Origin of the sequence: Streptomyces sp. Je 1-4 4N24 (assembly GCF_026239515.1) — a bacterium.
GTDB classification, from domain to species: Bacteria; Actinomycetota; Actinomycetes; order Streptomycetales; family Streptomycetaceae; genus Streptomyces; species Streptomyces nigrescens.
Window position 1 is genome coordinate 6,080,215 of the sequence record NZ_CP110836.1, and the last position, 25,265, is coordinate 6,105,479.

At 70.9% G+C, this 25,265-nt stretch carries 20 protein-coding genes; 9 read left to right on the forward strand and 11 right to left on the reverse strand.

The features are described 5' to 3' along the window. Positions 1-223 precede the first annotated feature (223 nt). On the reverse strand, positions 224-2,824 hold the full coding sequence (gene pepN / locus SLV14N_RS26495) for an aminopeptidase N (protein WP_263271375.1): 2,601 nt from the start codon (positions 2,822-2,824) through the stop codon (positions 224-226). A gap of 196 nt (positions 2,825-3,020) precedes the next feature. Here pepN (SLV14N_RS26495) and SLV14N_RS26500 point away from each other — a divergent pair, with 196 nt between their 5' ends. Next, positions 3,021-3,542: a DUF1203 domain-containing protein gene (locus SLV14N_RS26500; RefSeq protein ID WP_208684198.1), complete on the forward strand. Its 522-nt coding sequence runs from the start codon at positions 3,021-3,023 to the stop codon at positions 3,540-3,542. 67 nt (positions 3,543-3,609) lie between these two features. On the opposite strand, the gene SLV14N_RS26505 is transcribed toward SLV14N_RS26500, so the two are convergent. Next, positions 3,610-4,641: an aspartate-semialdehyde dehydrogenase gene (locus SLV14N_RS26505; protein WP_208684199.1), complete on the reverse strand. Its 1,032-nt coding sequence runs from the start codon at positions 4,639-4,641 to the stop codon at positions 3,610-3,612. Between the two features lie 139 nt (positions 4,642-4,780). Then, positions 4,781-5,383: a TetR/AcrR family transcriptional regulator gene (locus SLV14N_RS26510; protein WP_259670526.1), complete on the reverse strand. Its 603-nt coding sequence runs from the start codon at positions 5,381-5,383 to the stop codon at positions 4,781-4,783. A gap of 157 nt (positions 5,384-5,540) precedes the next feature. On the opposite strand from SLV14N_RS26510, the gene SLV14N_RS26515 reads away from it, so the two are divergent. Together SLV14N_RS26515 and SLV14N_RS26520 are read left to right on the forward strand one after the other, a co-directional pair. After that, complete coding sequence (locus tag SLV14N_RS26515) at positions 5,541-5,792, forward strand: hypothetical protein (protein WP_208684200.1); 252 nt, start codon at positions 5,541-5,543, stop codon at positions 5,790-5,792. A 263-nt stretch (positions 5,793-6,055) separates the two neighbouring features. Further along, positions 6,056-7,795 carry a TIGR03767 family metallophosphoesterase gene (locus SLV14N_RS26520; RefSeq protein WP_208684201.1) on the forward strand — a complete coding sequence of 580 codons (1,740 nt, stop codon included), beginning with the start codon at positions 6,056-6,058 and terminating at the stop codon, positions 7,793-7,795. A gap of 16 nt (positions 7,796-7,811) precedes the next feature. Here SLV14N_RS26520 and SLV14N_RS26525 read toward each other — a convergent pair whose 3' ends face one another. Both SLV14N_RS26525 and pepN (SLV14N_RS26530) read right to left on the reverse strand, forming a co-directional pair. Next, complete coding sequence (locus tag SLV14N_RS26525; protein WP_208684202.1) at positions 7,812-8,834, reverse strand: hypothetical protein; 1,023 nt, start codon at positions 8,832-8,834, stop codon at positions 7,812-7,814. Positions 8,835-8,958: 124 nt separating this feature from the next. After that, positions 8,959-11,547 (reverse strand): aminopeptidase N, encoded by a 2,589-nt coding sequence (gene pepN, locus SLV14N_RS26530; RefSeq protein ID WP_263271379.1) that lies wholly within the window; start codon positions 11,545-11,547, stop codon positions 8,959-8,961. 124 nt (positions 11,548-11,671) lie between these two features. Here pepN (SLV14N_RS26530) and SLV14N_RS26535 point away from each other — a divergent pair, with 124 nt between their 5' ends. Beyond that, on the forward strand, positions 11,672-12,307 hold the full coding sequence (locus SLV14N_RS26535) for a DsbA family protein (protein WP_263271380.1): 636 nt from the start codon (positions 11,672-11,674) through the stop codon (positions 12,305-12,307). Between the two features lie 209 nt (positions 12,308-12,516). Here the strand turns inward: SLV14N_RS26535 and SLV14N_RS26540 are convergent, their stop codons facing one another. The 3 genes from SLV14N_RS26540 to SLV14N_RS26550 all read right to left on the reverse strand — a co-directional run bounded on the left by SLV14N_RS26540 (position 12,517) and on the right by SLV14N_RS26550 (position 16,490). Next, positions 12,517-13,158 (reverse strand): superoxide dismutase, encoded by a 642-nt coding sequence (locus SLV14N_RS26540; RefSeq protein WP_208684208.1) that lies wholly within the window; start codon positions 13,156-13,158, stop codon positions 12,517-12,519. Between the two features lie 174 nt (positions 13,159-13,332). After that, positions 13,333-14,775 (reverse strand): amino acid permease, encoded by a 1,443-nt coding sequence (locus SLV14N_RS26545; protein WP_208684210.1) that lies wholly within the window; start codon positions 14,773-14,775, stop codon positions 13,333-13,335. A gap of 296 nt (positions 14,776-15,071) precedes the next feature. Continuing rightward, positions 15,072-16,490 (reverse strand): amino acid permease, encoded by a 1,419-nt coding sequence (locus SLV14N_RS26550; protein WP_263271383.1) that lies wholly within the window; start codon positions 16,488-16,490, stop codon positions 15,072-15,074. 331 nt (positions 16,491-16,821) lie between these two features. On the opposite strand from SLV14N_RS26550, the gene SLV14N_RS26555 reads away from it, so the two are divergent. Then, positions 16,822-17,415, forward strand: coding sequence for a biotin transporter BioY (locus SLV14N_RS26555; protein WP_208684214.1), 594 nt, complete (start codon positions 16,822-16,824; stop codon positions 17,413-17,415). A 77-nt stretch (positions 17,416-17,492) separates the two neighbouring features. On the opposite strand, the gene SLV14N_RS26560 is transcribed toward SLV14N_RS26555, so the two are convergent. Continuing rightward, a complete protein-coding gene (locus SLV14N_RS26560; RefSeq protein WP_208684216.1) occupies positions 17,493-18,950 on the reverse strand; it encodes an amino acid permease in 1,458 nt (485 codons plus the stop codon). A 211-nt stretch (positions 18,951-19,161) separates the two neighbouring features. Here SLV14N_RS26560 and SLV14N_RS26565 point away from each other — a divergent pair, with 211 nt between their 5' ends. Next, positions 19,162-19,647 (forward strand): ribose-5-phosphate isomerase, encoded by a 486-nt coding sequence (locus tag SLV14N_RS26565; protein ID WP_018088275.1) that lies wholly within the window; start codon positions 19,162-19,164, stop codon positions 19,645-19,647. A gap of 70 nt (positions 19,648-19,717) precedes the next feature. Continuing rightward, a complete protein-coding gene (locus SLV14N_RS26570; protein WP_263271385.1) occupies positions 19,718-20,539 on the forward strand; it encodes an Fpg/Nei family DNA glycosylase in 822 nt (273 codons plus the stop codon). Positions 20,540-20,600: 61 nt separating this feature from the next. Here the strand turns inward: SLV14N_RS26570 and SLV14N_RS26575 are convergent, their stop codons facing one another. After that, entirely contained in the window at positions 20,601-21,830 is a 1,230-nt protein-coding gene (locus SLV14N_RS26575) for a GNAT family N-acetyltransferase (protein WP_263271386.1), read from the reverse strand. Between the two features lie 127 nt (positions 21,831-21,957). Here SLV14N_RS26575 and SLV14N_RS26580 point away from each other — a divergent pair, with 127 nt between their 5' ends. Further along, positions 21,958-23,103 (forward strand): PP2C family protein-serine/threonine phosphatase, encoded by a 1,146-nt coding sequence (locus tag SLV14N_RS26580; protein ID WP_208684222.1) that lies wholly within the window; start codon positions 21,958-21,960, stop codon positions 23,101-23,103. A gap of 182 nt (positions 23,104-23,285) precedes the next feature. Here the strand turns inward: SLV14N_RS26580 and SLV14N_RS26585 are convergent, their stop codons facing one another. Beyond that, positions 23,286-24,449, reverse strand: a complete 1,164-nt coding sequence (locus tag SLV14N_RS26585; protein ID WP_229838194.1) for an acyltransferase family protein — start codon at positions 24,447-24,449, stop codon at positions 23,286-23,288. Between the two features lie 617 nt (positions 24,450-25,066). Between SLV14N_RS26585 and SLV14N_RS26590 the strand changes: the two genes are divergently transcribed. Then, the gene (locus tag SLV14N_RS26590; RefSeq protein WP_026169395.1) at positions 25,067-25,261 is read left to right on the forward strand and encodes a hypothetical protein; all 195 of its coding nucleotides are present in this window, start codon (positions 25,067-25,069) and stop codon (positions 25,259-25,261) included. The last annotated feature ends 4 nt before the right edge of the window (positions 25,262-25,265 follow it).

The following is a 25,265-nucleotide window of genomic DNA, read 5'->3' on the forward strand; positions in this document are numbered from 1 at the left end:
TTTCCGCCGGGCCCCGCGGGAGGGGGACGGGGCCCGGCGGCCACCTCCCCGAGCGATCGAGGAGCGGGGCCCCTCGTCCGGCGGACGGCAGCGCACCAGGCGCCCGTCCGCCGGGCGGCGTCACCAGCCGTGGCGGCAGGAGAAGTTCCCGCCGCCACGGCGAACAACCCCCATGACGAGGGTCCGGCGGAATCCGCGACGGCGGAACCGGAACGTGGGCCGGTCAGCCCGCCGCGTCGGCCCGCTGCGCCTTCAGCGCCCGCTCGATCCCCGCCCGCGACTCGGTCATCAGCCGGCGCAGCGCCGGGCTCGGCCCGGCCGAGGCCAGCCAGGCGTCCGTGGCGTCCAGGGTCTCCTGCGAGACCTGCAGCGCCGGGTAGAGACCCACCACGATCTGCTGCGCCATCTCATGGCTGCGGGAGTTCCAGATGTCCTTCACCGCGGCGAAGTACTTCGCGGTGTACGGCGCCAGCAGCTCCCGCTGGTCCGGCTGGACGAAGCCGCCGATGACGGCCTCCTGCAGGGAGTTGGGGAGCTTGTCCGACTCCACGACCGAGGCCCAGGCCTCGGCCTTCGCCTCCGCCGTGGGACGCGCCGCGCGCGCCGTCGCGGCATGCCGCTCGCCCGCGGAGGTCTTGTCCCGCTCCAGCTCCGCCGCGACGGCCTTCTCGTCCGCCCGGCCGGTGGCCGCCAGCCGCTGCAGCAGCGCCCAGCGCAGCTCGGTGTCCACGGCCAGCCCGGAGATCTCCTCCGTACCGTCCAACAGGCCCTGCAGCAGGTCCAGTTGCGTGTCCGTACGGGCCGAGGCGGCGAACGCGCGGGCCCACGCCAGCTGGTGGTCGCTGCCCGGCTCGGCCGCCCGCAGCTGCTCCAGGGCCGCCGCGGTCCACGTCGCCAGACCCGTCTCGCGCCACTCCGGAGCCGCGTACAGGTCCAGCGCCAGCTTCACCTGGCGGTGCAGCGACTGGACGACGCCGATGTCCGACTCCTTGCCGATGCCCGACAGCACCAGCGACAGATAGTCACGGGCGGGGAGTTCGGCGTCCCGCGTCATGTCCCAGGCCGACGCCCACGACAGGGCGCGCGGCAGCGACTCGGTGAAGTCGCCGAGGTGTTCGGTGACGGCCTTCAGCGACTCCTCGTCCAGCCGGACCTTGGCGTACGACAGATCGTCGTCGTTGAGGAGGATGACGGCCGGCCGCGCCTTGCCCACCAGCTGGGGCACGGCGGTCAGTTCACCGTCCACGTCCAGCTCGATGCGCTCGGTCCGCACCAGCTTGCCGTCCTGCAGTTCGTAGGCGCCGACCGCGATCCGGTGCGGCCGCAGCACCGGCTCGCCCTTGGCGCCGGCCGGCAGCGCCGGAGCCTCCTGCTTCACCGCGAAGGAGGTGATGACGCCGGCGCCGTCCACCTCGATCTCCGGCCGCAGGATGTTGATCCCGGCGGTCTCCAGCCACTTCTTCGACCAGGTCTTCAGATCCCGCCCGCTGGTCTCCTCCAGCGCGCCGAGCAGATCCGACAGCCGGGTGTTGCCGTAGGCGTGCGCCTTGAAATAGGCCTGCACGCCCTGGAAGAACTCGTCCATGCCGACATAGGCGACCAGCTGCTTGAGGACGCTGGCGCCCTTGGCGTAGGTGATGCCGTCGAAGTTGACCAGCACATCGTCGAGGTCATTGATCTCGGCCATGATCGGGTGCGTGGAGGGCAGCTGGTCCTGCCGGTAGGCCCAGGTCTTCATGGAGTTGGCGAACGTCGTCCACGAGTGCGGCCACTTCGAGCCCGGGGCGTAGGCCTGGCAGGCGATCGAGGTGTAGGTGGCGAACGACTCGTTCAGCCACAGGTCGTTCCACCACTCCATGGTGACCAGGTCGCCGAACCACATGTGCGCCAGCTCGTGCAGGATGGTCTCCGCGCGCACCTCGTACGCCGCGTCCGTCACCTTGGAGCGGAAGACGTACTGGTCGCGGATGGTCACCGCGCCCGCGTTCTCCATCGCGCCGGCGTTGAACTCCGGCACGAAGAGCTGGTCGTACTTCGCGAACGGGTAGTCGTAGTCGAACTTCTCCTGGAACCACTCGAAGCCCTGCCGGGTGACCGCGAAGATCTCGTCGGCATCCAGGTGTTCGGCAAGCGACGGCCGGCAGTAGATGCCCAGCGGCACCGTCCGCCCGTCCTTCTCGTACGTGCTGTGCACGCTGTGGTACGGGCCGACGATCAGCGCGGTGATGTAGGTCGAGATCCGCGGGGTCGGCTCGAAGCGCCAGACGTTGTCGCTCGGCTCCGGCGTCGGCGCATTGGAGATCACCGTCCAGCCCTCCGGGGCCTTCACGGTGAACTGGAAGGTCGCCTTGAGATCCGGCTGCTCGAAGGAAGCGAACACCCGACGGGCGTCCGGAACCTCGAACTGGGTGTACAGATAGGCCTGTTGGTCGACCGGGTCGACGAAGCGGTGCAGCCCCTCACCGGTGTTGGTGTAGGCGCAGTCCGCCACGACCGTCAGCTCGTTGCGGCCGGCCCGCAGCCCCGTCAGCGCGATCCGCGAGTCCTTGAACACCTCGCCCGGATCCAGCGCCTCGCCGTTGAGCGCCACTTCGTGCACGGCCGGCGCGACCAGATCGATGAAGGAGTCCGCGCCCGCCTCGGCGACGTCGAACCGCACCGTCGTCACGGACCGGTACGTGCCTCCTGCGCTCCCGTCCTCGGCCGACCCGGGGGCGCCCCCCTCCTGCGCGGCGGAGAGGTCGAGATCGATCTCATACGCGTCCACGGTCAGCAGGCGCGCCCGCTCCTGCGCCTCGTCGCGGGTCAGATTTGTGCCAGGCACCCGGCCATCTCCTTCGCATGCGTCATCACATCGGACTCTTCGGCCATCCTTCCACGTGGTCCGGCCTCCGCGGGGTGGTGATCGAAGGAGTGGAGAGCGGCTGCGCCCGGCCGGCCTCCGGCGCTCCGGAGCGCGCGCCGATCACGGCGTCCGATTCCCGCCAGCGTGCGCGGCCCGCGCGCACGAGGCTGGGCCCATGACGACCTACACCGCACGTCCCCTCCCGGCGACCGCCCACAAGGAGCTCTGCGCAACCGATGACGCGGGGCGGCCCGCCGCACCGTTCACCGCCCGCGAGGACGGGGTGCCGCTGAACGCCGTCGGCAGTCCGCTGCGCTGCTGTCTGCGCGACGTGCGCGCCGGTGAGCGGGTCGCACTGGTCTCGTACGCGCCGCTGCGCCGCTGGGCGGACGCGACCGGGGCGCGGCCCGGGGCCTACGACGAGCAGGGCCCGGTGTTCGTGCACGCCGAGCCGTGCGGCGGGCCGGACGCCGCGGCCGGCCGCTATCCGGCCGTGCGGGCGGGCGCCCTGCGGGTGCTGCGCCGCTACAACGCCCGGGGCGAGATCGTCGGCGGCCGGTTCCTGGAGGTCCCAAAGGACGCCCCGGCGGCGTTCGACGCGGCCCTCGGGGAGGCGTTCGCGGACCCGGAGGTGGCGCTGGTGCACGTCCGGGCCGTGGAGTACGGCTGCTTCCACTTCGAGGTCCGGCGGCCCTGACCGTGAAAACGGCGGGTGCCCGTACGGAGACTCCGTACGGGCACCCGCCGTCGTGCGCCGGGGGCGGTCAGCCGCGCAGCTCCGCGGCGACCAGCTCCGCGATCTGGACGGCGTTCAGCGCCGCGCCCTTGCGGAGGTTGTCGTTGGAGACGAACAGCGCCAGGCCGTTCTCGGCGGTCTCGTCCTCACGGATGCGGCCCACGAAGGACGCGTCCTGCCCGGCGGCCTGGAGCGGGGTGGGCACGTCGGAGAGGGTGACGCCGGGGGCGCCGGCCAGCAGCTCCTGGGCCCGGGCGGGGCTGAGGGGACGCGCGAAGCGGGCGTTGACCTGCAGCGAGTGACCGGTGAAGACCGGGACGCGGACACAGGTGCCGGACACCTTCAGGTCCGGGATCTCCAGGATCTTGCGGCTCTCGTTGCGGAGCTTCTGCTCCTCGTCGGTCTCGTTCAGCCCGTCGTCGACGATCGAGCCGGCCATCGGCAGCACATTGAAGGCGATCGGGGCGACGTACTTGTCCGGCTCCGGGAACTCCACCGCGCCACCGTCGTGCGTCAGCTTGGTGGCGTCCTGCTCGATGACCTTGCGGACCTGGCCCTCCAGCTCCTCCACACCGGCCAGACCGCTGCCGGAGACCGCCTGGTAGGTGGCGACGACCAGCGAGACCAGACCGGCCTCGTCGTGCAGCGGACGCAGCACCGGCATCGCGGCCATGGTCGTGCAGTTCGGGTTGGCGATGATGCCCTTGGGCCGGTCCGTGATGGCCTGCGGGTTGACCTCGGAGACGACCAGCGGGACCTGGGGGTCACGGCGCCAGGCCGAGGAGTTGTCGATCACGACCGGGCCGGCGTCGGCGACCTTCTCGGCCAGCGCCTTGGACGTGGCGCCGCCCGCCGAGAAGATCACGATGTCCAGCGCCGAGTAGTCGGCGGTGGCCGCGTCCTCGACGGTGATCTCGGTGTCCTGCCACGGAAGGGTGCGTCCGGCGGACCGGGCCGAAGCGAACAGCCGCAGCTGCTCGACCGGGAAGTTCCGCTCGGCGAGGATGCCCCGCACCACGCCGCCGACCTGTCCGGTGGCTCCGACGATTCCGATCCTCATGGGACTCCTTCTTTCTGGCCTGACAAGGGTGTCTGCTCGGAACACCTGCTCAGTAGTGCCTCCATCATGTGTGTGATACCCGTCGCGTTGTCCAATCCGTTCCATTCCGTGGAGCGTGGACGGCGCCGGAATCCACGTTTCAAGGATGCGGCACCGGCGGCGGAAGCAGCGCCTCCAGCGCGCGGTCGAGGGCGCGCAGCAGCGCGTCCCGGTCGCCGGGCGCGTACAGCAGCCGCAGCGCCAGCCCGTCGGACAGCGCGAGCACGGCATCCGCGAGGGCCAGGCAGTCGGCGGCCGGATCCGGGCCGCGGCCGTGCCCGGCGGACGCCAGCCAGCCACCGAGGGCCTCCCGGACCTCCTGGTCGACCCGCCGGCGGATCGCGCCGAGCCCGGGATGGTGGGCCGCACGGGTGGCGAAGGCCAGCTGGGCCGCGGCCTCGGCCCGGCGTTCGGAGTCCAGGGGGAGGGTGGCGAGGACGAGTGCCCGCAGCGCCTCGCGCGGCGGCAGACCGCGCTCGACGGCGGCCATCCGCTTCTCGATGCGTTCACCGGCCAGCTCGGCGGCGAAGGCCAGCAGCTCGTCCTTGGTGCGGAAGTACTTCTGTACGGCACCCGGTGAGCGGCCGGCCGCGGCGGCCACGGTGCGCACGCTGACCTCGTCCAGGCCCTGCTCTGCGGCGAGGCGCAACACGGCGGCACCGATCTGCCGGCGCTGCTGCGCACGGTCCACGGTTCTGGGCACGGTGTGCTCCTCCTCACTCCCGCCGTCGGGCGGTTTCCGCCGGCGGGTCCGCCGTCAGGATACGGGTGTATTCTTTTTGAGATACGGTCGTATTCTCAAGATGGGGTGCGGCCCCGAAGGCGTGCTGACGCGAAGGCTGACGCGAAGGGGGACAGTGATGGCGGAGCGACGTGATCCTGCCGAGCGGATCTCGGACCGGGAGCGGGACCGCAGGGACCTGCGGGCGTGGATCGAGGAGTGGCGCTACTGGCTCGGCGGCGCCGTGATCATGTCGGCGGTCTGGGGTGTGCACTGCTTCCACAAGGGCGAGCTGGAGTTCTACTGGCCGCTGCTGCCGCTGGGCGTCTGGGCCGCCGTACTGGTCGCCATTGCGGTGTGGCCGCGCGGCGGGGAGGCCGGTGGGGCATAGCGGGCCGGGCGGGGGCGGAGTGCGGCTGACCGGACGGCCGTGCCGCCCCCGCTGCCCCGCAGGGTGAACGGCCGGTGACCGGCGTTCGCCGCCGACAACAGAGGCCGGTGACCGGCCGATGACGCGGAGGTCCCTGTGCGGTGATGGGTTCTCCGCGTTGCGGTGGCGTTCACGTCCAGGTCACCCCCGGTGCCAACCATCCAAGGTGACAGGGCAGTTGTGCTGCCCGGCCGCCTTTGCGTTCGCACCCGGGGAGCCCGCGTATGTCCCGTATACGGTCCGCCGCCGCCACTCTCGACCGCCGTACGTTCCTCGCCGCCACCGGAGCCGTCGGCGCGGCCACCGGGCTCGGGCTCGCCTTCGGCCAGGACCGGACGGCGCAGGCCGCCACCGTGAGCCCCGGCCCGGCCCCGGCCGCGCCCGTACCGGTCGAGGCCCCCGCCGTCCCCCGTGTCCCCTACACCCGGGGCACCACCCTCGGCGGTGTGTCCGCCCCGCGCGGCAGCGGAGGCTTCCGCCGGCTCGGCGACGGCCCCGCCTGGGACCGGGTGGTACGGACCGAGCTGGGCACCGCACACGGCGGACGGGACCGGCGGCGTACCGCGCTGGCCTCGTTCGTGCAGTTCACCGACCTGCACCTGGTCGATGTGCAGAGCCCGCTGCGCTACGAGTACCTGCGCGCCGAGACCGCCAGCGCCTGGCGGCCGCAGGAGGCGCTGTCCGTGGCCGGGGTCGTCTCGCTGATCGAGCGGGTCAACGCGCTGCCCGGCGGGCCCGCCACCGGCGCCCCGCTGTCCTTCGTGATGACCACCGGCGACAACACCGACAACAACTCCAAGCTGGAGCTGGAGTGGTACCTGACCGCGATGAGCGGCGGCCGGATCACCCCGAACTCCGGCGACCCGCGCCGCTACGAAGGCGTCCAGGACAGCGGGCTGAAGCTGTACTGGCAGCCGGACAGCGCGGTGCGCGACGCCGACAAGGCGCTGGGATTCCCCCGGCTGGACGGGTTCCTGGACGCGGCGATCCGGACCGTCCACAGCCCCGGCCTGCGGATGCCCTGGTACTCGACGGTCGGCAACCACGACTCGCTGCCCGGCGGCTGCTATGCGCCCGGTGACCCGTTCTGGACCGAGGTCGCCACCGGCGAGCGCAAGCTGGAGACGCTGCCCGCCGCCGAGGCCGCGAAGGTGTGGCAGGCGGTCAAGGACGGCCTCGACCCCAAGGGGGAGGACTTCAAGCGGCTGCTGAAGTCGCACGCCAAGCAGTCCCGGAGGGTCACCCCGGACGAGCGGCGCGCTCCCTTCACCCGGGCCGAGTATCTGCGCGCCCACCTGGACCCGGCGCACACCGGCCCCGGCCCGCACGGCCACGGCTACACCGCCGCGCACCTCGACGGGACCCGCCTCTACTACAGCTTCCGGATCTCCGACGACGTCCTCGGCATCAGCCTGGACACCACCGACCCCGGCGGCCACTACACCGGCTCGGTCGGCGACGCCCAACTGCGCTGGCTGGAGCGGACCCTGAAGGAGAACGAGAAGGGCGAGAAGGCCCATGTGCTGGTCTTCAGCCACCACACCAGCAAGACGATGAACAACACCCGCCCCGACCCGGCCCGGCCGCACGAGAAGCGGCACGGCGGCCCGGAGCTGGTCGAGGTGCTGGCCGCGCACCCCGCGGTCGTCGGCTGGATCAACGGCCACAGCCACAAGAACGAGATCATGGCGCACGGCAGCTTCTGGGAGATCTCCACCGCCTCGCACATCGACTTCCCGCAACTGGCCCGGGTCATCGAGCTGGTGGACAACCACGACGGCACGCTGTCGCTGTTCACCACCTTGGTCGAGTCGGCCGCCCCGCACCGCACGGACTTCACCGACCTCTCGCAGACCGGGCTGGCCGCCCTCTACCGCGAGCTGTCCTTCAACGCCCCCGAGGCCCGCTCGGACCTCGCGGGCACGGCCCGGGACCGCAACGTCGAGCTGCTGCTCAAGCGCTGACGGGCCCGGCGCCGCGCTAGCGCGGCAGGACCACCACATACGCACCCGGCTCCCGGTCCCCGGCGGCCATCAGGGCCGTACGGACCACCGCGGCCTGCTGCTCCGGGGACTGGCGCAGGGTGCGGGGCAGACAGCGGACGACGGTGATGCCCAGCCGCTCCAGATGCTCGCGCTTGTGGAAGAACGGCGAGTGCAGCGGGTCCTCCTCGGCGCGCGGTGCCCGGGTGTCGATCTCCAGGGCCACCGAGTGCTCCGGCCAGAAGGCGTCCACACCGCCCAGGTGCGGCCCGCCCGGCAGCCGCAGATCGACGTTCCACAGCGGGTCCGGCAGTCCGTGCTCCCGCACCAGCGCGTACAGCTGCTGCTCGGCCAGTGCCCGACCCTCGGCCAGCAGGGTGTCCACCGCGTCCACCACGTGCGGCCGGGTCAGCAGCCGGGCCCGGCTCAGCTCCCGTACCACCGCACTCGCCTCGCAGTGGCCGCCGCGGACCGCCTCGGTCAGCAGCCGGCGCACCGCCGAGGCGTCGGTGAGCGTGCCGATCGCGTCCGCCAGCGCACGCGGCACCGGCGCGGCCGGCACCCCCGTGACGTCCTGCGGGACGGGCAGCTCGACCGCCCGCAGGATCCGCGCGAAGCCGGTGGAGCGCAGCCGCCGGGTGCGGGAGACCAGCACCTCGATACGGTCCAGGGCGAGCAGCGGGGGCGCCTCGGTGAAGCCGTGCAGGGCGAGCGCCGCCAGGCCCGTGATCATCGCCTCCGGGGCGTCCCCCGACGGACTGCCCTGCCGGGGGACGGTCGGCCCCCGGTGACTGGCGTACAGCAGGACCGCATGCAGCCGCTCCTCGCTGGTGGGCGGCCCCGGATGGAGCAGGTAGATGCCCGGGAGCACTTGTTGCCAGCTGCCGCCGGGGCGGCAGCGTTCGGTGGTCTCCGCCGCCGCGATGCCGTGCTCACGCAGCTGACGGGTGGTCATCACCCGGCACCGGGAGGTGGTCAGGTGCTGGAGGGGGAGGGGAGAGAGCGGGGTGTCGTGGTTCATGCCGGGTCGATTCCCGCCCCCGCTCCGCCCCCTAACCGCTGTTACACGCCCGTACCACAAACCGGACAACCCTGTACTAAAGTACGGGCGTTCGACTGCCGAAAAAGGCTGGTCGTCACGGGGGTTACGGCCGCGCCCCGGCCGCCTCGTCACAAGCCTGTGCCCGCAGCGCCCGGGCCAGATCGTCCCGCTCCTCCAGCACCATCCGGCGCAGCGCCGGCGCCGCCTGCTCGTGCTCGGCCAGCCAGCGGTCCGCGGCGTCCAGCGTGGCCTGCTCCACCTGCCAGGACGGGAACAGCCCGCGCACCACGTCCATCGCGATCTCGATGGAACGCTCCCGCCACACCCGCTCGATCTCCGCGAAGTAGCGCGGGGTGTACGGGGCCAGCAGCTCCCGCTGGCCGGGCTGCGCGAACCCGGCGATCGTCGCCTCCACCAGCGCGTTGGAGAGCGCATCACGCTCCACGACGTCCGCCCACGCCTGCGCCTTCACCCCGGCCGAGGGGCGGGCGGCCAGACAGCGCACCTGGTGGCGCTTGCCGGACGCGGTGTCGTCGCGGGCCAGCTCGGCGGTGAGCTGGGCCTCGTCCGCGACACCGTGGGCGGCCAGCGGCTCCAGCAGGGTCCAGCGCAGCTCCTGGTCCACGTCCAGGCCGTCGATCTTCGCCGTACCGTCCAGCAGGCCCTTGAGCAGCTGGAGATCGGCGGGCGTGGTGGCGAGCGCGGCGAAGTGCCGGGCCCAGGTGAGCTGATGGCCGCTGCCGGGCCCGGCCAGCCGCAGCTCGTGCAGCGCGCCCTCGGCCAGCTCCCGCGCCGCGGGCTCCCGGCGGTCCGGCGCGGAGTAGTACTCCAGCGCCGTCTGCGCCTGCCCGTGCAGCGACTGCAGCACACCGATGTCGGTCTCCTGGCCCGCGAACCGCCGCACCAGGTCGAGGTAGTCGCGGGCCGGCATCAGTCCGTCCCGGGTCAGACCCCACAGCGCGGCCCAGCACAGCGCCCGCGCCATCGGGTCGGCCAGATCGCCGAGCCGGGCCCGCAGCGTGGCCAGCGACCCCTCGTCGAAACGGACCTTGCAGTACGTCAGATCGTCGTCGTTGACCAGCACCAGCTCGGGCCGCTCGGCACCGGCCAGCTCCGGCACGACCGTCCGCGGCCCGGAGACGTCCACCTCCGCACGGGCGTAGCGCACCAGCGCCGGGTCCGCGCCCTGGCGCCGGTAGAGGCCCACCGCGACCCGGTGCGGCCGCAGCTCCGGCTGCTCGGGTGCCGCCTCCTGGAGGATGCTCAGCTCGGTGATCCGGTCCTTGGCGTCATAGGTCACCTGCGGGGTCAGGGAGTTGACGCCCGCGGTCTCCAGCCAGGCACGCGACCAGCTCGCCAGGTCCCGGCCGGACGTCTCCTCCAGCACCGTCAGCAGATCCGTCAGCCGGGTGTTGCCGTAGGCATGCCGCTTGAAGTAGCGCCGGGCGCCCTCCAGGAACGCCTCCTGCCCCACATACGCCACCAGCTGCTTGAGGACCGCGGCGCCCTTGGCGTAGGTGATGCCGTCGAAGTTGAGCTTGGCGTCCTCCAGGTCACGGATGTCGGCGGTGACCGGGTGGGTGGAGGGCAGCTGGTCGGCGCGGTAGGCCCAGGACTTGCGGCGGTTGGCGAAGGTGATCCAGCCGTCCCGGAAGCGCGTCGCCTCCACCAGCGCGAAGGCCCCCATGAAGTCCGCGTAGGACTCCTTGAGCCACAGATCGTCCCACCACTGCATGGTGACCAGATCACCGAACCACATGTGCGCCATCTCGTGCAGGATGACGTTGGCCCGGCGCTCGTAGGACGCCTCGGTCACCTTCCCGCGGAAGATGAACTCCTCACGGAAGGTGACACAGCCGGGGTTCTCCATCGCCCCGAGGTTGTACTCCGGGACGAAGGCGGTGTCGTACTTCCCGAACGGGTACGGGAAGTCGAAGTGGTCGTGGAAGAAGTCCAGACCCTGCTTGGTGACGGTGAAGACGTCGTCCGCGTCGAAGTGCTTCGCCAGGCCCTTGCGGCACAGCGCGCCCAGCGGGATCTCCAGCTCCGTCCCGTCCTCGAAGGTCCGGCGGTAGGTGTCCGAGACGAAGTGGTACGGGCCGGCGACCACGGCCGTGATGTATGTCGAGATCGGCTTCGTCGTCGCGAAACGGTGCCGGCCGCCCTCGGCCCCGCCCTCCTGCGCACCGTTGCTGACCACCAGCCAGCCCTCGGGGGCGGTCACCTCGAAGGTGAACGGCGCCTTCAGATCGGGCTGTTCGAAGTCCGCGAAGACCCGGCGGGAGTCGGCCGGTTCGTACTGCGTGTAGAGGTAGACCTCGCCGTCCTCGGGGTCCACGAAGCGGTGCAGGCCCTCACCGGTCCGGCTGTAGGCGCACTGCGCGTCGACGACGAGGGTGTTCTCGGCGGCCAGCCCGTCCAGCGTGATCCGGGTGCCGTCGAACACCGTCCCGGGGTCCAGCTCCCGGCCGTTGAGGGTGACCGAGGTGACCGACGGTGCCAGCAGGTCCACGAAGGTCGAGGCGCCGGGCTCGGCGCAGCGGAAGCGGAGGGTGGTCAGGGAGCGGAAGGTCTCGGCCGACGCGTCACGGGCGACCGCTGAGCGGACGTCCAGCGCCACGTCGTAGGCGTCGACGCGCAGCAGCCGGCCCCGCTCACGTGCTTCGTCCCGGGAAAGATTCTCACCTGGCACGCCGTGACTCCCTCGTCCTCGTCTCGAATATCGAACACGGGGAATCATGGCACGCCCGCCGGCGGTTGAACCTTCCAGGAACTGCACCGTTGACCGACGCGCACAGCCGTGAAGAGGAGACCTTGTGTCCGAGACCGCGAAGACCCCCGCAGACTTCTGGTTCGACCCGCTGTGCCCCTGGGCCTGGATGACCTCCCGCTGGATGCTGGAGGTGGAGAAGGTCCGCCCGGTCGAGGTGCGCTGGCATGTGATGAGCCTGGCGGTGCTGAACGAGGACCGGCTCGACGAGCTGCCCGAGGAGTACCGCGAACTGCTCAAGACCGCCTGGGGCCCGGTGCGGGTGTGCATCGCCGCCGAGCAGCAGCACGGCAGCGAGGTGCTCGGCCCGCTCTACACCGCGCTCGGCACCCGCTTCCACAACCGCGGCCTGGAGCGCACCCGCGAGACGATCGTGGACGCCCTCGCGGAGGCCGGCCTGCCCGCCGAGCTGGCCGACGCTGCGGACTCCGACGCCTACGACGCGGAGCTGCGCGCCTCCCACAAGGAAGGCATCGACCTGGTCGGCCAGGAGGTCGGCACTCCCGTCATCGCCGTCCCGGGTCACGACGGCGACCAGATCGCCTTCTTCGGCCCGGTCGTCACCCCCGCCCCCAAGGGCGAGGAGGCCGCCAAGCTGTGGGACGGCACGCTGATGGTCGCGTCCATCCCGGGCTTCTACGAGATCAAGCGGACGCGGACGGCAGGGCCGAGCTTCGAGTGAACCCCCGCGTTGGCGGGGAGCAAGAAATCAATCGGACCCGCACTCAGGGACCGATCGGGTCACCCCCGCTGCGGCGGGGAAAGCACCCTGTCCAACGCAGAAGGGCCCCCGCGAGTCACGTCCTCACGGGGGCCCTTCCTCATTCCGCCTGCCGGGTGAGCGGTGAGAAGACGATCACGAGGCAGGACGACTGTGCGGCGGACCCTGTGTCACGGCGCCAGCAGCAAGTTGTTCGCGCGCTCCTGAGCGGAGCGATACCGCTTGGCGACGTCCTGCCAGTTCACGACCTGCCACATGGCCTCGATGAAGTCCACCTTCTGGTTCTTGTACTGCAGGTAGAAGGCGTGCTCCCAGGCGTCGAAGACCAGGATCGGGACCGAGCCCTGGCCGACGTTGCCCTGGTGGTCGTAGATCTGCTCGACGATCAGCCGGCCGGTGACCGGCTCGTAGGCGAGGACGCCCCAGCCGGAGCCCTGGGTGGTGGCGGAGGCCTTGGTCAGCTGGGCCTTGAACTTCGCGAACGAGCCGAAGGACTCGGCGATCGCGTCGGCCAGCTCGCCCACACCGTCCTTCTCCAGCGGCTCGCCGCCGCCGTCACCGGTCATGTTGTGCCAGTAGATGCTGTGCAGGATGTGGCCGGAAAGGTGGAACGCGAGGTTCTTCTCGAGGCCGTTGATGCTGCCCCACTGGTCCTTGTCGCGCGCCTCGGCGAGCTGCTCCAGGGTGTCGTTCGCACCCTTCACATACGCCGCGTGGTGCTTGTCGTGGTGCAGCTCGATGATCTCGGGGCTGATGACCGGTGCCAGCGCCGCGTAGTCGTAGGGGAGTTCCGGAAGTGTGTAGGTCGCCATGCCGATCCCGCCTCCAAGCTGCTTACATGCAGTAGTTGCAAATGATGTGCAAGAGCACGCTATCAGCAGCAGTGATCACCGGCCGGTTGCGGTGACCGGCCTGGTCCCAAAGACGGAGGCGGGGCGGGACCTCGGAATGAGGTCCCGCCCCGCCTGATGGGGAGTGGGGGAGCGCTACTGCTTGGACAGGCCCGCGCCCCGGCCCAGCGCCCGCTGCCGGAGCAGTCCGATCACCGTCAGCGCCACCCCGAAGCCGCCGGTGAACAGCAGCTGGATGCGCTGGTTCTCATCGCGCAGCATCAGCAGCAGCACGGCGGCGATACCCGCCAGCGCCACCCAGGTCAGCACCGGGAAGGCCCACATCTTCACCACGAGCTTCTCGGGCGCCTCGCGCTCCAGCATCCGGCGCATCCGCAGCTGGGCGACGGCGATGAAGCCCCACACCACCAGGACGGCCGCGCCGACCATGTTCAGCAGCCACTGGAAGAGCGTGTCGGGCCACAGGAAGCTCAGCACGACCGCGAAGAAGCCGAAGGCGGCGCACAGCAGGACGGCGCGGCGCGGGACGCCGCCGCTGACCTTGCCGAGGAAGGCCGGTCCCTGGCCGCGGGAGATGAGCGAGTACGCCATCCGTGAGGAGCCGTAGAGGTTGGCGTTCACCGCGGAGAGCAGGGCGACCAGGATGACGACGTTCATGACCTGGCCGGCCGCAGGGATCTCCAGGTAGTCCAGGACCGCCACGTACGGACCGCTCTTGGCGATGGAGGGGGCGCTCCAGGGGATGATCGTGACGATGACGGCCATCGAGCCGACGTAGAAGAGGGCGATCCGCCACATCGCGGTACGCACCGCGCGGGCGACGCCGCGGACCGGGTCCTTGGACTCGGCGGCCGCGATGGTCACCGTCTCCAGGCCGCCGTAGGCGAACACCGAGGCCAGCAGGCCGACCATCAGGCCGTCGACACCCTTGGGGAGGAAGCCGCCGTCACCGGTGAGGTGCGTGGTGCCCGGTGCGGAGGTGCCGGGCAGCAGGCCGAAGATGGCCAGCAGTCCCAGGACCAGGAAGATGGCGATCGCCGCGACCTTCAGGGCGGCGAACCAGAACTCGAACTCACCGAAGTTGCTGACCGCGGCCAGATTGGTGCCGGTGAAGATCACCATGAACAGCAGGACCCACATCCAGGGCTCGGAGCCCGGGAACCACTGGACCATGATGTCCGCGGCGCCCATCGCCTCGGCGGCCACCGCCACACACAGCAGCGCGGTGAACATCCAGCCGACCGTGAATCCGGCCCAGGAGCCTATGGAGCGCTCGGCGTGCACGGAGAAGGAGCCGGAGGCCGGATTGGCCGCGGCCATCTCGCCGAGCATCCGCATGATCAGCATGACCAGGGCGCCGGACACGGCGTAGGCCAGCACGATCGAGGGGCCGGCCGCCGCGATTCCCTCGCGCGAGCCGACGAACAGGCCCGCGCCGATCACCCCGCCCAGGGCGATCATCGAGAGGTGGCGCTGCTTGAGGCCGTTGGACAGCGTGGAGCCGCTGTCGGGGCCCGCGCCCTGAACCGCGTCGCTCTGCTCGCGCGCGGCGGCGGCGGACGAGGGTGTCCGATTCATGTCGTACCTGTCCCAGTAGGTGAGAGCGGAGCAAGGCGTTACTGCGTTCTCCCGGGGCCGCGACCGGTGCGACGGTGCTGCCGGGCCCCCTGGACCCCCGCCGGGGCAGCAGGTCGCGAAGGGCCTGCCGACGGCACAACTCCGGGGTCCTCGGCAAAGCGGGCTCAGTTTGAGTGCCGGTGTCCGCTCAGGGCAACACTTGTGCAGCGAATGTTCGGTATTCAGACGTGATCGTCACTATGTGTGCCTGATTCCTCGTCGAATACGACGCGGTGTGACCCTCGGCGCAGGGTGGGTCAGCGCCCGGCGCGCCGTCCGCGGAGTTCGCGGAGTTCGCGGAGGCCCGCGACGAGCAGCACAGCGCCGGTCGCCCCGGCCGACCACAACAGCTGCGGCCGGGCCGTGTCATCGGTCAGCATCAGCACCAGCACGCCGCCCATGGCCACCAGCGCCGCCCAGGTCAGATACGGGAACGCCCACATCCGCAGGGTCAGCTTCCCGGGCGTCTCGCGTTCGATCCGCGGACGCAGCCGCAGTTGGGAGACGGCGATCAGCCCCCACACGAACAACAGCACCGCGCCGACCGCGTTGAGCATGTACAGGAAGACCGAATCCGGCCATTTCAGATTCAGCAGCACGGAGACGAACCCGAAGGCCACCGAGGCGAGCACGGCCCGGCGCGGCACCCCGCCGGAAACCTTCAGCAGCGCCCGCGGCGCCTCACCGCGCTCGGCGAGCGAGAACACCATCCGCGAGGAGCCGTAGAGGTTGGCGTTCAGCGCGGAGAGCAGCGCCACGAACACCACGATGTTCATGATCTGGCCGGCGCCCGGCACCCCGATGCTGTCCAGCACCGCGACGTACGGACTCTTGCCCGGCTGCATCGACGACCAGGGCAGCAGCGTCACGATCACCAGCATCGAGCCGACGTAGAAGAACAGGATCCGCCACACCGCGCTGCGCACCGCCCGGCCCACCGCACGCGCCGGATCGTCCGACTCGGCCGCGGCGATGGTGACGACCTCCAGGCCGCCGAACGCGAACACCACCGCGAGGACACCGGAGATCACCCCGGCCCAGCCGTGGGGAAGGAAGCCGCCGTGCCCGGTGAGGTTCGCCAGTCCCACCGGTTCGGTGTCCGGCAGCACCCCGAAGACCGCGAGCAGGCTCAGCGCGAGGAACAGCACGATCGCGGTGACCTTCAGCGCCGCGAACCAGAACTCGAACTCGCCGAAGTTCTTCACCGCGGCCAGGTTGGCGACGGTGAAGACGACCATGAAGATCAGCACCCAGCCCCACTGCGGCACCGCCGGCACCCAGCCGTTGGCGATCTGCGCCGCACCGGTGGCCTCCACGGCGAGCACCACGACCAGCAGGAACCAGTACAGCCAGCCCACGCTGAACCCGGCCCAGCGGCCCAGCGCCCGCTCGGCGTGCACCGAGAACGCACCGGACGCCGGCATCGCCGCCGACATCTCGCCGAGCATCCGCATGACCAGCATCGCCAGCGCGCCCGCGATCAGATACGACAGCACGATCCCCGGGCCGGCCACCGCGATCCCCGCGCCGGAGCCCACGAACAGACCCGCGCCGATCACCCCGCCCAGGCCCAGCATCGTCAGATGGCGCTGCTTGAGCCCCGCGGACAGCGGCTCTTTCTCACCGGTCCCCGCGCCGAGGGCGGGCTCACCGGCTTGGGTCGTTGCGTCGTGCATGGACTCGTACTCTCGCAAGGGCCGAGGCGGCGGGGGCCGCCGGCGGGTTTGGGGGAACTCCACAGGTCACCGCGGGGCGGACCCAGTGTCGCCGCACCTCGTGCGCTACCACAAAACCGGCGCCGGAAGGCGGCCCCGGCCGTGATGAGCATCACGTGACCTGCAAAGACGCCACGTGCCCCCTCAGGGCCGGGCAGGGTGGCAGTTGTTATGAACTCTCCAAGCGGGCCGGTACGGCTTTGTCACCGCCACACGATGATCGCCGGCGGCCCACTGGACTAACGTCGTCGCGTCCCGTCCCATATCCGTCCTCACACCTCGCGGAGTCCCGATGAGTACTGCCGCTCTCGTCCGTCCCGGCACGGTCCTCGCCGATCTGCTGCCGGCCGCCACCGCCTCCCGCGCCCGCGTCCGTGACGCCGCGCTGGTGCTCGGCGGGGCCGCGCTCACCGGTATCGCGGCCCAGATCGCCGTCCCGGTCCCGGGCTCCCCGGTCCCGGTCACCGGCCAGACCTTCGCCGCCCTGCTGGTCGGCGCCTCGCTCGGGGCGGGCCGCGGTCTGCTGTCGCTGGCGCTGTACGCCCTGGCGGGGCTCGCGGGCATGCCGTGGTTCGCCGGCGGTGCCTCGGGCGCCGGCGGGGCCACCTTCGGCTACATCGTGGGCATGCTGCTGGCCGCCACCGCCGTGGGCGCGCTGGCCCGCCGCGGCGGCGACCGCGGAGTGCTGCGCACCGCCGCCACCATGGCCGCCGGCATGGCCCTGATCTACGCCGTCGGCGTCCCCTACCTGGCGCTGAGCACCGGGATGTCCCTCGGCGAGGCGGTCGCCGTCGGCATGGTCCCGTTCCTCATCGGCGACGCCCTCAAGGCCGCGCTCGCGATGGGCGCGCTGCCCACGGCCTGGAAGCTGGCGGGGCGCCGCTGAAGCCGCCCGACCCGAAGAGGGCGGGGCCCGCACCGATCCGGTGCGGGCCCCGCCCTCTTCCTTGCCGCCGTACGGCGCTACGCGCGCTCGGCCGGGGCCGCGTCCCGCTCCCGCGGCCGGCGCCGGTCCAGGATCAGCCCGACCGCCAGCACCACCACGGCGGCGACCACCGACAGCACCATCTGCTCGCGCCCGTCCGGGTCGTAGAACATGTAGCCGATGACGAAGACGATCAGCCCGATCGTCGCGTACGTCAGCCACGGGTACAGCCACATCCGCACCGTCAGCCGCTCCGGAGTCTCCCGCTCGATGATCCGGCGCATCCGCAGCTGCGAGACACAGATGACCAGCCAGACGAACAGCGCCACCGCGCCCGACGAGTTCAGCAGGAACTGGAAGATGGTGTCCTTCGAGGTGTAGCTGAAGATCGTCGCGATGAAGCCGAAGGCGACCGAAGCGTAAATCGCGACCGCCGGGACGCCGCCCTTGTTGACGGTGGCGAACGACTTCGGCGCATCGCCGCGCTGACCGAGCGAGAACGCCATCCGGGAGGCGGTGTAGAGCCCGGAGTTCAGACAGGACAGCACCGCGGTCAGCACCACGACGTCCATCACGGTGCCCGCGTACGGGATCTCCAGCGACTTCAGCACGGCCACGTACGGGCTCTTCGCCACCTCCGGGTCGTCCCACGGCAGCAGCGTCACGATCACCGTGATCGAGCCGATGTAGAAGAGCGCGATCCGCCAGATGACGCTGTTGACGGCCTTGCGGACGGCCTGCACCGGGTTGGGCGACTCGCTCGCCGCCAGCGTGACGATCTCGCTGCCCATGAAGGAGAAGACCACCAGCAGCATGCCGGAGAGGATCGCGCCGGGACCGTTCGGCAGGAACCCGCCGTCCCCGGTCAGATGCGACACCCCGACCGGGTCACCGCCCGGCGGCAGCCCGAATATCGCCAGCGCGCCGACCACGATGAAGATGACGATCGCGACGACCTTGATCCCGGCGAACCAGAACTCGAACTCGCCGAACGACCCGACCGAGACCAGGTTCGTACCGGTCAGCACGATCATCACCAGCAGCGCCCAGGCCCACTGCGGGACGGCCGGGACCCACCCGGTGAGGATCGCGGCGGCCGCGGTCGCCTCGACGGCCAGTACGACCGACCAGAAGAACCAGTACAGCCAGCCGATCGTGAAACCGGCCCAGCGGCCCAGCGCCCGGTCCGCGTAGGCGGAGAACGACCCCGAGGTGGGAGAGGCCGCGGCCATCTCGCCCAGCATCCGCATCACGAGCACGACCAGCAGGCCGGTCAGCGCGTACGAGAGCAGGATGCCCGGTCCGGCGGCCGCGATCCCGGCGCCTGAACCAACGAACAGGCCGGCGCCGATCACCCCGCCGATGGCGATCATCGACAGGTGGCGGTTCTTGAGTCCTGCTTGCAGCCCGTCCTGCGACGGTCCCCCGGTGGATCCGCTGCCGGGTTCGCCGGTGATAGGGACCGTTTTGGTGGTAGTAGGCGGGTGCGCGCCCATGAGCACCGTCCTTCGTGGTTCGCGGATGGGATCTCTCGCATTAGATCTTCGTTAACCGTGGATTGGAAGGTCTGCAGCCGGATTGTTGTGCGAAACCCTGGATGGTTACGCGATGCGCTTGCGGACGGAAGGCGGGAGGTGGCGTTCCGTACACGGCCCCTGGGCAGACCCAGCCGCGCCTACCCGGCGGCGCCCGTGTCACACTCATCGCATGCGCGTGTACCTCGGTTCCGACCATGCCGGTTTTGACCTCAAGAACCACCTCGTCGAGTGGCTCAAGGCCCATGGCCACGAGCCCGTCGACTGCGGACCCCACATCTACGACGCCCAGGACGACTACCCGCCGTTCTGCCTGCGCGCCGCGGAGAAGACCGCCGCCGACCCGGACAGCCTCGGCATCGTGATCGGCGGCTCCGGCAACGGCGAGCAGATCGCCGCCAACAAGGTCAAGGGCGTACGGGCCGCGCTGGCCTGGAGCGAGGAGACCGCCAAGCTCGGCCGCGAGCACAACAACGCCAACGTCATCTCCGTCGGCGGCCGGATGCACACCGAGGAAGAGGCGACCAAGTTCATCGAGGTCTTCCTCAGCACCCCCTACTCGGGTGAGGAGCGTCACACCCGACGCATCGAGATGCTCTCGGCCTACGAGACCACTGGCGAGCTGCCCGCCATCCCCGCGCACCACCCGCAGGGCTGACCACCGTTCATCCCGTCGCCCGCCCGCCCCGGCCTCCGGGGCGGGCGGGCGCGCCCACTGGAGGACCTCCGTGCCCGAGGGGCATACGATCCACCGCCTCGCCCTGGACCACCGCTCCCGCTTCGAGGGCGAACGGGTCCGGGTGAGCAGTCCGCAGGGCAAGTTCACCGGCGGTGCGGCGCTCATCGACGGTCAGGTGATGACCGGCGCCGAGGCGCACGGCAAACACCTCTTCCTGGGCTTCGGCCGGGACCGCTGGGTCCATGTGCACCTCGGCCTGTTCGGCAAGCTCGGCTTCGGCGCGGCCCCCGCCCCGCCGCCCACCGACACGGTGCGCCTCCGTCTCGCGAACCCCTCCGCGTACGCCGATCTCCGCGGCCCCACCACCTGCGCACTGATCACCGACGCCGAGAAGGGCGCGATACACGACCGGCTCGGCCCCGATCCGCTGCGCCCGGGGGACGACGGCACTCGCGCCTGGCAGCGGATCTCCCGCAGCCGTACGACCATCGCGGCGCTGCTGCTCGACCAGAAGGTCATCGCCGGCGTCGGCAACGTCTACCGCGCCGAGGTCCTCTTCCGCCACCACATCGACCCCTACCGCGCGGGCCGCGACCTCACCCGCGCCGAATGGGACGCCCTCTGGGCCGATCTGGTCTTCCTGATGGCCGAGGGCGTCCGGCACAACCGGATCGACACCGTCCGCCCGGAGCATCTGCCGGAGGCCATGGGCCGCCCGCCCCGGGTCGACGACCACGGCGGCGAGGTCTACGTCTACCGCCGCGCTCACATGGGCTGCCACATCTGCGGCAGCAAGATCCGCACCGCCGGTCTCGCCGCCCGCAACCTCTTCTGGTGCCCGGGCTGCCAGCCGGTCACGGGCGGCGGCTGACGGGCGGGATTCTGCCCGGGACCGCCACGCCGTTCCGCGGACCCGGGAGTGGGGGAGGCCCTCAGAACCCGTGCGGCAGCCAGGGCGCCACATCCGACCCGAACGCCACCGAAGCCGCGGCCAGCGCACCGGGCCGCAGCTCCCGCACCCGTCCCGCCGCCGCCAGCGCCGTCAGGGAGAACCCGCCCAGATACGCCGCCCCCAGTTCCCGCACGGACAGCGCCAGCCCGGCCGGGTCCGTGGTCCGCGCACAGGACGCACCCGTCCCGTCACCGGTCAGCCACCAGCGCCCCTCGTTCCACGGGCAGAACGGGTCGGTGACTTCCAGCACCACATCCACCGGTGTCCGGTACGTCCGCGCCGCCAGCGCCGCGCCCACCTCCACCGGCCGTACGAACAGCGACTCCCGCAGCACGGGTCCGCAGCGCCGCATGTCCCCGACGAGATGCGGCAGCGGATCGTCCACCGGCCGGCTGCGCACCGACACCGACGACGTCAGATCGATCCCGAACAGGAAGCGCCACAGCGCCGCGTACACCACCGGGTCCAGTGCCTCGATGTTCCGCACCCGCACCACCCCCGCCGGCCCGGCGTCGTTCCAGACCGGTTTGACCGCATAGCGCACATAGCCCCGGACCTCGCCGTCCACCTCGGCCACCACGCACCGCAGTTCCCCGGCCCCCTCCCGCTCGCCCGGAGGGTCCAGCACCGCCATCCGCGCCCAGCCGGGCCGCCGCGCCAGCATCCCGGGCCGGGCGGGCACCAGTTGGGCGTAGACCCGCTCGCAGTCGTCCAGCGCGGCCGCCGGTTCCACCAGCCGCAGCCGTACCTCGTCCACACCGGGCAGCTCGGGGGCGGCCAGCCGCACGGTGTCCACGGTCAGCTGCAGATCCTGGGCCGCCGCGCCGTAGCCGAACCGGCCGTAGATCGCCGGCTCCGAAGCGGTCAGCACCGCCAGCGGCTCCCCGCGCTCCCGGACGTCCGTCAACTGGTGCCGCATCATCGCCCGCAGCAGCCCGCGGCGGCGGTGCGTCGGCTGCACGCTGACCAGCGTGACCCCGGCCGCCGGCACCTCGGCGCCGCCCGGCACGGTGAGCCCGAAGGAGAACGCCCCCGCCGTGGCGACACAGTCCGCGCCGTCCCAGACGCCGAACGAGCGGCCGGTCTCGGTGACCTCACGCCGGACGGCCCGCTGCTCGGGGCCCGGGGGCGGCTCGCCGAACGCCCGGTTCAGCGTGTCCGACCAGGAGTCCCATTCGACGTCCCGCAGCATCCGTAATTCCGTCGCCATGCCTCATCCCTAGCAGCACGCTCCACGGCGGCGCGACCGCATTTCGAACGGGGTTTCCCGGGAATTTTCCGGCCTGACGTGCGGCGAATCGACGCACCGCCGAACGGGTGGATAAGGTCCCAGAGCAATGACAAGCGGCCAGGGAACGGAAACCCTGACGGCCCGGATGCACAAAGGTCTGCACCGGGCCCGCATCGGCGTGCGCAAGGCCGGTGTCGACTACTTCCGCGGCGAGGGCTCCGACCGGTTCGCGCTGGCCGCCCTGCTCATCGCCATACCCGCCATCGCCGCGGGCACACTCTGGTGGCCGGAATGGATCGCCCCGACGGCGCTGGTCCTCCCGGTCATCGCCGGCGGACTGCTGTTGCGGCCCGCCAACCTCCTCGTCCTGTACGGCGCTTCCGCGACCGCGCTGGTCGTCGAGTCCGCACTGTTCGGCCCGTACGACGAAGGACCGGAACGGATCACTCCGGGCACGGTCCTGGTCGTCGCAGCGGTCGGGCTCTTCGGGCTGCTGATCGCCCAGTTCCGCAGCCGGGTCGGGGTGCCCTGGCGGCGCGGCGGCACCATGCTCTTCGACCTGCGCGAACGTATCCGCGTCCAGAGCACGCTCCCCAAGCTGCCCCAGGCCTGGCACCACGAGATGGCGCTTCGCCCGGCCGGCGGACAGTCCTTCTCCGGCGACTTCGTGGTGGCCTCCCGCACCCACGGCGGCACCATCCTCGAAGTGGTGCTGACCGATGTCTCCGGCAAGGGCATGGACGCGGCCTCCCGCGCACTGCTGCTCTCCGGCGCCTTCGGCGGGCTGCTCGGCTCGCTGCCGCCGCACGCCTTCCTGCCCGCCGCCAACGGCTATCTGCTGCGCCAGGACTGGGACGAGGGGTTCGCGACCTCCATCCACCTCGTCCTCGACCTGGAATCCGGCGACTACGAACTCTTCTCCGCGGGCCATCTGCCGGCGCTGCAGCTCAGCGCCGGCACCGGCCGCTGGGAGGAGAAGTCGGGGGACGGGCCGCTGCTCGGCGTCTATGACGGCGCCCAGTTCGACCCGGTCAAGGGCACGCTGCGGACGGGCGACGTGCTGATGCTGTTCACCGACGGCCTGGTCGAGGCCGCCGACCGCGATATCGCCGAGGGCATCGACCGGCTGACCGGTGAGGCCGACCGCTATGTCGCCGGCGGCTTCGCCGGTGCCGCCTGGCATCTGATCGAGGCCGTCGCCAAGGACGTCAACGACGACCGGGCGCTGCTGCTGATCTGCCGGGACGCGTAACGGGGCCGGACGGCAACGCCGGGGTCGGACGCGTCCCGCCGGATGCCCTCACCAGAGGGACGCGAGGGGGACGTTCTTCGGCCTTTTCCGCGGCCGTTCCCAGGGGCGAAGCGGGCCCGGGACACCGGCCACGACATGGCGTGAACCGACCACACCATCCGTCCGGCCGGGCGCACGGCCCCTCAGGCGCTGACGCGCGCCCGCGCCGTATCGGCCGGGTCCTTGCGGAACGCCCAGGCCATGGTCGGCTCCATGGCGAAGCGGAACACCCTGCGGACCGGAGGTGTGCACAGCGCCGTCACGATGCCGCCGGCGAGCAGCGTGACCGCGATCTCACCGAGCGGGGTGTGCAGCCAGGCGTAGTCGTCGAACCAGCCCCAGAACCGCGAGCCCTTGGCCAGGAAGCCGTGCAGCAGATAGCCGTAGAGAGTTCCCGCGCCGAGCACCGTGAACCATGTCTGCCGCGTCGGCACCCAGGCGAAGAAGCAGGCCACCAGCACGATCGAGCAGCCGAAGAGCGCCGGGGTCATCACCGCGCCGACCCACCAGGTGGTGCCCAGTTCCTGGGCGCTGTCCCGGTGGTAGAACCACGCCGAGGACATCCGGGGCGCCGCCCAGTAGGCCATCACCAGCGCCGCGGCGAAGATCGGCAGCGATGCGATCCGCACCGCCCGCCGCTGCACCAGCTTGAAGTGCTCCGGCCGCAGCATCAGCCCCAGGACGAAGAACGGCAGGAACTGCAGCACCCGCTGGAGGTCCAGATCGTCCCCGATGTCCGGTGAGACGGAGGCGAGTACGGCGATGGCCACCGCGAGCGGAATCGGCCAGCGCACGACCTGCCACAGCGGGGTGGTCAGCCGCCAGATGAACAGGGCCACCAGGAACCACGTCAGGAACCACGGGTCGAGCAGGCTGATGGGGTGCCCGGGATCGTCGTCCGCCCAGCGCTTGAAGAACGCATAGGCGGTCTCGAAGAGGACGTAGGGGACCGCGACCCCGGTGACCAGCCGCTGCAGCCGGTCCTTGCGCATGTCGAAGCTGCGCGAGAAGTAACCGGAAATGATGATGAAGGCCGGCATGTGGAAGGTGTAGACGGTCATGTAGAACGCCTCGGCCGCCCGGCTGCCGTCGGTCAGCGGCTCCCATGCGTGCCCCATCGCCACCAGCACGATGGCCAGGTACTTCGCATTGTCGAAGAACGGGTTACGGCCACCGGTCTTCGGCGCGGGCGCCGCCGCGCCCTCCGCAGCGCCGGACGGCTGAGCCGTGGGCCCGGTCCGGTCCGTACCCGCCGCCTTCCGGGCAGGGGGCATCGCGCGTCGGGGTGTCGAGGCAGCGGGAAACATTTGAGGCACGATAGCGGCGGTCGGCAGGCGCGTAAAACCGTCTGCGGGCCCTTCGTTATTTCTTTGGGTGCCGCTCGGGAGAGTGCCCGGATAAAATCCGCAATCGCCGGGGGTCGGGCCCTTCAAGGCTGCCCGATTCACCCCCTATTATCCCCCCAAATCGGACCGTATCCCCCGCAAACGACTCTGGGGGAATGTCCCATTCCTTAGTCTTATGTCCGAATGCTAATAAGCCCTTCAAGCGCCCTGTAAGGCAGTGACGGATGCCACGAATTTGAAATTCCCCGTGGCCGGTTAATGATCAGAATGCGGCGGGAAAATGATCGCCGCGAATTGCCGACGCGGCGTCAGGCGGGGAATTTTCCCCGCCCTGAGCCCGCCTCGTCCCGGCCCCGCGCGGCCCCCCGTGTCGTGGCCCGTTCGCCGTCCGTTCGCCGTCCGTACGCCACCCCGCCATGGCCCCTCGGCCGCGGGCGGCCGGAATCGGGCAAAGCGTTGGCCGATGATTCGTCACCGGCCTGCAGTGGGCATGGAGTTGGTGGCACGATGGGTGCAGGGGGGTGTGCGCGGCATGCCCCCGGGCCGGTGAGGCGTTCCGACCGAGGGTGTGATCAGTTGTGGCTCTTTCGCTGTCAGTTGTGCTGCTGTTGGGGATCATCATGATCGTGCTGATCAGAGGGAAGTCGCTCAAGGGGGGACCGGCGCTCGTCGCCATACTGTTCGGCTTCTTCCTCGCCTCCACGGGCGTGGCGCCGTCCATCAACAAATTCCTCAACTCCCTGGCGGACACCATCAACCACATCACCTTCTAGGTGG